Annotated in this window: 2 protein-coding genes and 1 pseudogene; all 3 read left to right on the top strand. The window is 40.0% G+C overall.

Annotated features, from left to right (window positions below; translation table 11 throughout):
- Nucleotides 1–166 precede the first annotated feature (166 nt).
- Nucleotides 167–7,336, top strand: coding sequence for a SpvB/TcaC N-terminal domain-containing protein (locus WNY98_RS20435; protein ID WP_342878801.1), 7,170 nt, complete (start codon nucleotides 167–169; stop codon nucleotides 7,334–7,336).
- A gap of 1 nt (nucleotide 7,337) precedes the next feature.
- Nucleotides 7,338–7,769, top strand: a complete 432-nt coding sequence (locus WNY98_RS20440; protein ID WP_342878802.1) for a hypothetical protein — start codon at nucleotides 7,338–7,340, stop codon at nucleotides 7,767–7,769.
- Nucleotides 7,770–8,027: 258 nt separating this feature from the next.
- Nucleotides 8,028–8,105: pseudogene (locus WNY98_RS20445) on the top strand (Mobile element protein); the annotation flags it as partial.
- Nucleotides 8,106–8,181: the final 76 nt, after the last annotated feature.

The raw sequence follows: 8,181 nt of genomic DNA on the forward strand, positions 1-8,181 counted from the left end.
TCAGTCAACAAACGAAGACACCACAAAAGCGATAAGCTTTACAGTGGGTGATGTTGAAACAAGCACTTCAAGCCTTGCTCTTTCTATTGTAAGCAGCTCAAACACTTCACTATTGCCGACGAATCGTATTGTTTTTGGAGGGAGTGGCGCTTTACGGACAATGAGTATGTCTCCGGTAGCGAACAAGTATGGGTATTCAGACATTCGTATCCGTGTTAAAGACAGTCACGGTGGGACGAGAGACGATACATTAAGGCTCACTGTAAATAGTGTGAACGACGCACCAACGATCACAAACATAGCGAACCAGTCAACAAACGAAGACACCACAAAAGCGATAAGCTTTACAGTGGGTGATGTTGAAACAAGCACTTCAAGCCTTGCTCTTTCTGTTGTAAGCAGCTCAAACACTTTACTATTGCCGACGAATCGCATTGTTTTTGGAGGGAATGGCGCTTCACGGACAATGAGTATGTCTCCGGTAGCGAACAAGTATGGGTATTCAGACATTCGTATCCGTGTTAAAGACAGTCACGGTGCGACGAGAGACGATACATTTAGGCTCACTGTAAATAGTGTGAATGATCGGCCACGTATTACTGGAGCTAATTCGATTAAGCTGTTGACTAATGAAAGTATCGGTATTGATTTTAGTGTTAGTGATGAAGAAACACCTTTGGGTTCTTTAAGATTGGATGTTGATGCTGTGAATCCATCATTATTTAAAGAGCTAAAAGTTACTTTTATAAATGGAAAAGCCCACCTTGTAGTTGAAGCCTCAAGCCAAAGTGGAAGTACTAATATAGTTCTAAGGGTAACAGATGAGAATGAACTCGTTACCACTGAGTCTATAAGTGTATTAATTCAATCACCAATAGAATTAGCAATAGAGACCTCGGTTATTATTCCTTTAGATAAAGAGTCTACTGATATTGTAGCACCAGACTTTTCAGCAATTGGTGCAATTAAGGGTCAAGCTAGTGTAAGTGGTGGTGCTGCTACATATCAACTTCCGGTTCAGCTTACCCCAGGGCGTTCTGGAATGCAGCCAGAAATATCATTAAATTATTCATCTCGTAGTGGTAATGGTATTGCGGGGGTTGGGTGGGCTCTTTCAGCCGGTTCTAGTATTACACGCTGCGCTGCAACTTATGCACAAGATGGGTTTACACAAAGTCCACAATATAATAGTAACGATCGGCTTTGTTTAGACGGCCAGCGTTTAATTGCTACATCGGGCAGCTATGGTAATTCAGGTACACAATACCGCACTGAAATTGATAGTTTTGTGCGTGTAACGCAAAGTGGTTCACTAAATGGCACATCTACGTGGTTTAAAGCTGAGTATAAAAATGGTCGAGTGTCATATTTTGGTAAAACAATTGACTCAAAAGTAATACATGAAGGTAGGGCCGCTACTTACTCGTGGTTGGTTGAATATCAACATGATGCAACCGAGAACAATTATATTCATTATGACTATGCCTTATATGGAACTGCAGAGTTGTTGCTAGATCAGATTTCTTATACAGGTAGCTCGGTTAATGATAAAGGAGAGCAAAAAGTACAATTTATTTATGAGCCGAGAAATAAAATACACGAACGCTTTTCGTTTGGAGGTCGCTCAGTTGTTACACAGCGACTCCACAAGGTTGATATTTTTAACGTTAATCAAAATGTTTGGAGTTATGAGCTAAATTACCAAAAGAGTACTGCATCGGGTAAAGAGCTGTTAGATGAGGTTTCTCAATGTTTTAGCAATAATTACTGCTTACCTCCGACTTCATTTACTTGGAGTAATACTCAAGAAGTATTAATGCTGGAGCCTTTAGGCGGGCAAAGCAACATGCTTTACCCTAGCGAAAAATCAATAAGTAAGGTTTTACCAAGAGGCGATGTAAATGGTGATGGTGTAAGAGATTGGTCAGGTTATTTTGTTAATGCTGAGGGGGACTTTAGCCGCAACGATATAGCGTTAGATTCATGTCAGTTCAACCGATTTACACTTAGACATGAATGCAGCCAAGGGGATATTGACTTAGATGGAATAACTGATGAATGGTCAATTAAAAATCAAGAGTTAATGTTCGATTTGTCTAGTGAAGGATTAATTTCGACAAATATCGAAATGCCTCCTTCTTTAAAACCTGAATTACGAGAAAGCCATATACGGCAAATTGCAGATTTTAATAATGATGGTTGGCCAGACATATTACTTTATATTGCAAGTGATGCCCCTAAAATTGAACTTTACTTGCATCAAAAAAATGTAAGTAGACCTTACGTTCGCCCTGAATTTAGCTTTAGTCTTACAAAAGATACAGCTAGCGATTTGTATACCACTGTTCTCTTAGATGATTATACAGTATTAGGTGATATTAGCGGCGATGGCACAATAGATGTAATGTATGTTAGTACAGGAGCTAAAGATAGTATTCCGCCATTACAGGCCCGTCCAAAAACATTACTTTTAGGTGATGATAATTATCAAAACGATCATGCCTTGCCATTTAATGTGACTTTAGGAACGCTAAAGCCTCAGTTAAGTATGTTTATTGACTTAAATGGTGATGGATTGACTGATTGGCTTGGGTGGGAATATAACGAAAATATTATTTCTCTTACTTATAGATTAAATAAAGGGGCATTAGTATTTACAGAAAAACATACCCTTAGTAACAATCTTATAGAAACGATTGAACAAAAGGTGTCTTATATCGCTGGGGAGTGGGTTACGCGTAGAGTACCTAAATATGGAAGAGGCTTTCTTATTGAAGATATTAACTATGACGGAATACCCGAACTATTGATGCCAGGTAAGCGGTTACTGACTCGCTGCGCTTCTTTAGGTAGAAATCGTTTTTGTGGTGATCAGTTATATGGTGAATGGGAAACACGACCAGGAGATCGAAGCTCTTTAGTCCCAATTGATAGTAGTTCACTCGATAAAAGTATTTATCAATTTGATGCATTACATTTTAGTCAAAATAGTGCCGGGGAGTTGAGCGTAACTAAAAGCGAAACAAATCTGGTGGGGAACCCATATGATTCAGCATTTGTTGATGCATACGGAACAGGCTTAAGAAGCTTAGTATTTAATCATACACCAGAGCCTGGGTTTTCTAATCAAGGAAATGCTGAGGGGGCTTTTTCTGCATATACTGGACAATATGGTGTATTTATAAATCGTAATTATGGTACTGGTTCAGGAGTGAGCGGCCGTGATTATGCCCCTGTAGACCTTATGTTAGCGGCTAAAGATGGCCTAGGCAAAGAAGCCAAATGGCAACAACGACCTTTATCGAGTAGCAAAGTTGAATATGATTTACTGAGGAGCAGCATTATATCAGAGCCAGGGTATATTAATTTTGCATCTAGTATGTACGTTGTAAATTCATTCCTGCAAAGTAATGGTTTGAACGACACGACAGAAACAACGTATAGCTATGCAGGCGCTGTGTATAACCAGTTCGGCCGTGGTTTTATGGGCTTTAAAAGCATTATAGAAAAAGATGTAAGTCGAGGACTCGTTACACAATCAGACTTTAAACAAGTCTTTCCGTATCAGGGTAAGTTAGAGCGCCAAGCTACTTTTGCGGTAAATGACTATAACGTGCGAAGTTATAATTTATTACAATCAGCAAGTTTGGAAGCTAATGCATTAAGTTATTCAAGTACTGACTGGCAGGATAACCTGAACCATACTATATCAGGTGTTTATAATGTATATCCTCGTTCTACAACGCAGCTAACGCGAGATCTTGATTCTAAAAGTGTTGTTACATCTACCAATAAAACCATAATTGGAATTGATGAATATGCAAATGTAACAGCCAACTCGGTAGAGATTAATGACGACTGGGGAGTGTATACAACGTCCCAAAGTAGTACTTATCAAATCGATGAAAGCAGTTGGTGGTTAAATAAACTCACTAGTAAAACAGTGACAAAAAACGCAATTAAAGAGCGTAATAGTAATGATCCAATAACGAATATAACACTCGATCAAGAAACATCTAATACAACTGTTTATTCTCAATATCATAGTAGTCGTCAGGCTGGTGTAGCCGAAATTAGTGGTAAAATAGACTCAGCTATTTCGGGTAATGGCAGTACAATTACGACTGCTTTTAATGATTACGGCTTACCGCTTCTTGTAAGTCAAACAACCAAAGTACGCAACAGTAGCGGCAGTTGGGTTGACCAAACGCGGACGACATCAACTACGTACAGTAAAAATGGCATCAGCGAGGCAAGCGACGGCTATTTCCCCCACAAGCAAATCAATGCTAAAGGGCATATAAGTTATACCAATGTGAACCCCGCTACGGGGCAAGTAACACAAGCGCGCCAACAACTCAGTGGAAATAGTTATCAAATAACAAACATCGGTTATGATAACTATAATCGCCCTTATAGTGTACAAACTGCAGGGCAGCCAATTCAGTACAGTGCAGTACAAACACCGGATGCACAAGCTCCCGAACACGCAGCTTTACAAGTCTTAAAGGTGGCAGCCGGGCAACCAGCCCAAAAAATCTATATAGATAAGTTAGGTCGTACACTACGCACTGCCGTACAAGGTTTTGATAGTGATTGGATATTCAGCGATGTTGTTTATAACAGTGTAGGTTATAAAACGTTTGAATCTGTACCACATAAAGAGCATGCCTCAGTATTTGGTACATTTTATACCGCACACGATACACTCGGTCGCGTAACTGAAAAAGTAACCAATCAACACTGCGGTGATATGACTACAAACTACGAATACAGTGAGCTTGCCACAGGCATAACAGTTTATGATAGTTGTTATGGTATCACGCTAGATATGTCGCGTACTTACAATAGCCTTAAGCAACTAATGCAAACAACTGATGCAAACAATGGAATTACACGTTATAGCTATAATGGGCAAGGGTTACCGATAGTTATTCAAGATGCTAACGGCAATAACATTGTGGCAATGTACAATGCACTTGGTCAAAAAGTACAGGTAAACGATCCAAATCAAGGTATCACTAATTTCCAATATAATGGTTTTGGTGAATTACAACATGAATCCCGAGCGGATAATAAAACCATTAGTTATGTAACCGATGTACTTGGGCGCGTTACACGACGCACCGCGACAGGTGAAAATACGTTAACGTACAGCTATGATGGCGCTACCTACGGCCTTGGGCAGTTAAATCAAGCGGCAGGTAATGACGTAACAAAAAATTACGCATACGATAGTCGAGGCCGTCCTAGTAGCCAAACTATTATTGGTAGCGGTAAAAGCTACACCACTACCACATTTTACGACAGTAACTATGGTCGTGTAAAAGGGCTACGTTACCCGAATAACCTTACCTTAGAGTACATTTATAACGATGCAGGCTATCAAACGCAGGTAAAAAATGCCGCCAGTGGCTATGCGTTTAAAACTATCACTGAACATGATGTGTTTGGTAATATATCACAGGGGACATTAGGTAATGGGTTAAGTGAAAATACCGCTTACAGCCTTAAGAATGGTCAGATGACCCTTAAAACCATTGCTAAAAATAATAGCAATATCATGAGTATTAATTACTCAGCGTATGATGGTTTTGGTAATTTAAAAGCTGTTGATATCACCTCGGGGAGTATTGGCAACCAGCACAGTTTTAGTGAAAGTTACAGCTACGATGCACTGCACCGTTTAGAAAGTAACGCTGTCAATGGCATTACCACGATTGACTACAGCTATGATGCGGTGGGCAACCTGTTATCAAAATCGGATTACGCCTCACAATACGATTACACTAACGGTGCAACAGGTGGGCCAAATGCAGTAAAGCGTGTGCTACGCAGCGGCAGTTGGAAAATATTTAGTTATGATGCACGTGGTAATATGACTCGGGGCGACGGGCTTACCAGTGCCAGCTACAACGCGATGGATAAACCCACACAAATTATAAAAAACGGTAAAACCCTCACCTTTACCTATGGTCCACAACACATGCGCTTTAAGCAAGTGAATGGCAGCGTAACCACTTTTTATAGCGATAAATTGTATGAAGAAGAAATTGACGGCACCAAAACCACATGGCGAGCTTACATAGACGACATAGCCGTTATAAGCCAAACGACAGGGGCCAGTGCAAGTATTCGTTATACCCATCGAGACCGCTTAGGCAGTGCACGCGTATTTACTGACCATAACGGACAAGTAGAAGCAGAGCGAAATTTTGACCCATTTGGTAAACCACGGCTAGCCAGTGGCGGCTTAAAAGCATTTGGAGATTCAAAACTCGATGATATGGCGGATGCCAAAACACGAAGAGGCTTTACTGACCACGAACATTTAGATAATGTAGAGTTTATTCATATGAACGGTCGGGTGTACGATTACAACCTTGGTCGGTTTATGTCGGTAGACCCCGTGATTCAAAGCCCAACGAATAGCCAAAGTATTAACCCATATTCGTATATTATGAATAACCCGTTGGCGGGGACTGACCCGACTGGGTATGTGGCAGAAGATATTAAAACTAAGAAAATAATGGAAGCTCCTACAGGCTCCCACATAAAGCGCCAAACAGGAACTAAAGTTAGTGGCACTATTAATTCAGGCGGTGTGAAAACTAAGTTTTCAGCTACAATATCGAATAATGGTGCGGTAACAGGAAGTCACACTAGTAGTGCTGGAGGTCAATCTGTTAGTGGTAATTTTACTGGTGATATAGGCTCTCAAAAAAAAATTGCTAAACAAGGTAGTACCAATCAAAGTGGTGGTGCAAGCAAGGGGTGTCAAACATCCTTGGACTGTCAAGGCAGTGGAAATGGTTACGATAAAGATGATGCCTTTTATCATCAATATAAGTACAAAAACCAAATATGCTCAACGAGTACGGATGGCTGTTCAGTAGCTAATACTCAAGATGCTCTTGAAAGAAACTATGCACCCGGAGCCGATGGCAAGACCCCAATCACGAGTGAATCTGTCTCGGAAATTCGTGTAGGCCCCATATCTGGAGGACATGTAAACCACATTGTAGATAAAGAAAATAGTAGAATTGTTAATATTACACAGGACGACCATATATTTGCAAACGGCATAGTCATTCGCTCTGTAGTTCAGGAGAGCGGAAAAATTTACGTGGTAACTTACGGTGAAGGGATAAACCGACCAAGCAATTACTCTGTACTCAATGGTATATCATGGGCAGGCAATTACATAACTGCACGACCTGCATTCAACGCTCAAGACAGGAATATTAGAATGAATGTTTTATCGCGCACTCAACAAGGGAAGTCGATATTAATACGAGAGCATTTATCCAGCTTAAATGTGGGGGCGAAGTATTAGCATGTTAAAGGTAACTTCAAGCACAGGAAAGCACATCGTTAAATTCATTTTTATATTAATAGGTATAATTCACATGACATCCTGCTCAGAAAGCACCTTTCATGCACAGCAGAATATGGTCATCACTGTGGGTGATGATAAGCAATCCCTACTGCTACTGGATATAATCCAGAAATTCGCTAGCGACAATGAATACGACCATAAGACCCAAGCGGGTAATGCCGAGTACCTATCCCAGCAAGGTAAGTTTCAAGTGGTCATCAAGAGTACTTCCGACAATTCTTTTGTATCTATAAACAACATACTCAAAAAGCGATGTGTAAGCATCTCGGTCTATTCTAGTGGCGGTGCACAGGTAGCAAAAGAGGTTATGGGTAAAATAAGGCAGAAAATAATCCCTGTAATAGGTATAAACAAAAAAGAAGAATGTTAATCTGCCTGAGAATTTTACAAGAACCCTCACGGTTTTTATTGTTAACTCATCACCGTACATAGTCTTCCCAGCTTTTGGTTAAGGCTTAGATATTCTAAAATGATCAAAATACCAGCTTTGCTGGTATTTTGATCATTTTCACCCATTTCAATAATTATAAACAAAATAATTATAAACAAGACACCCATCCTAAATTTTGCACTTTTTGAAGTTAAAGGCTAGCCTTTGTTTAGTGCAAAAAAAAAAGCAGAATGTCTCATGGCTATCGCGAGAAAACGTCAAGTAAGTTTGGTTGATACAAAATACTACCATTGTATTTCACGTTGCATACGCCGAATAATTATAAACAAGACACCCATCCTAAATTTTGCACTTTTTGAAGTTAAAGGCTAGCCTTTGTTTAGTGCAAAAA

It is taken from the genome of Pseudoalteromonas sp. AS71 (genome assembly GCF_038900275.1).
Classification (GTDB): Bacteria; Pseudomonadota; Gammaproteobacteria; order Enterobacterales; family Alteromonadaceae; genus Pseudoalteromonas.

Bases quoted from the DNA above. Each gene is read 5' to 3' on its own strand.
- WNY98_RS20435 (WP_342878801.1), top strand. From the start codon at position 167: ATGTCTCCGGTAGCGAACAAGTATGGGTATTCAGACATTCGTATCCGT.
- WNY98_RS20440 (WP_342878802.1), top strand. From the start codon at position 7,338: ATGTTAAAGGTAACTTCAAGCACAGGAAAGCACATCGTTAAATTCATT.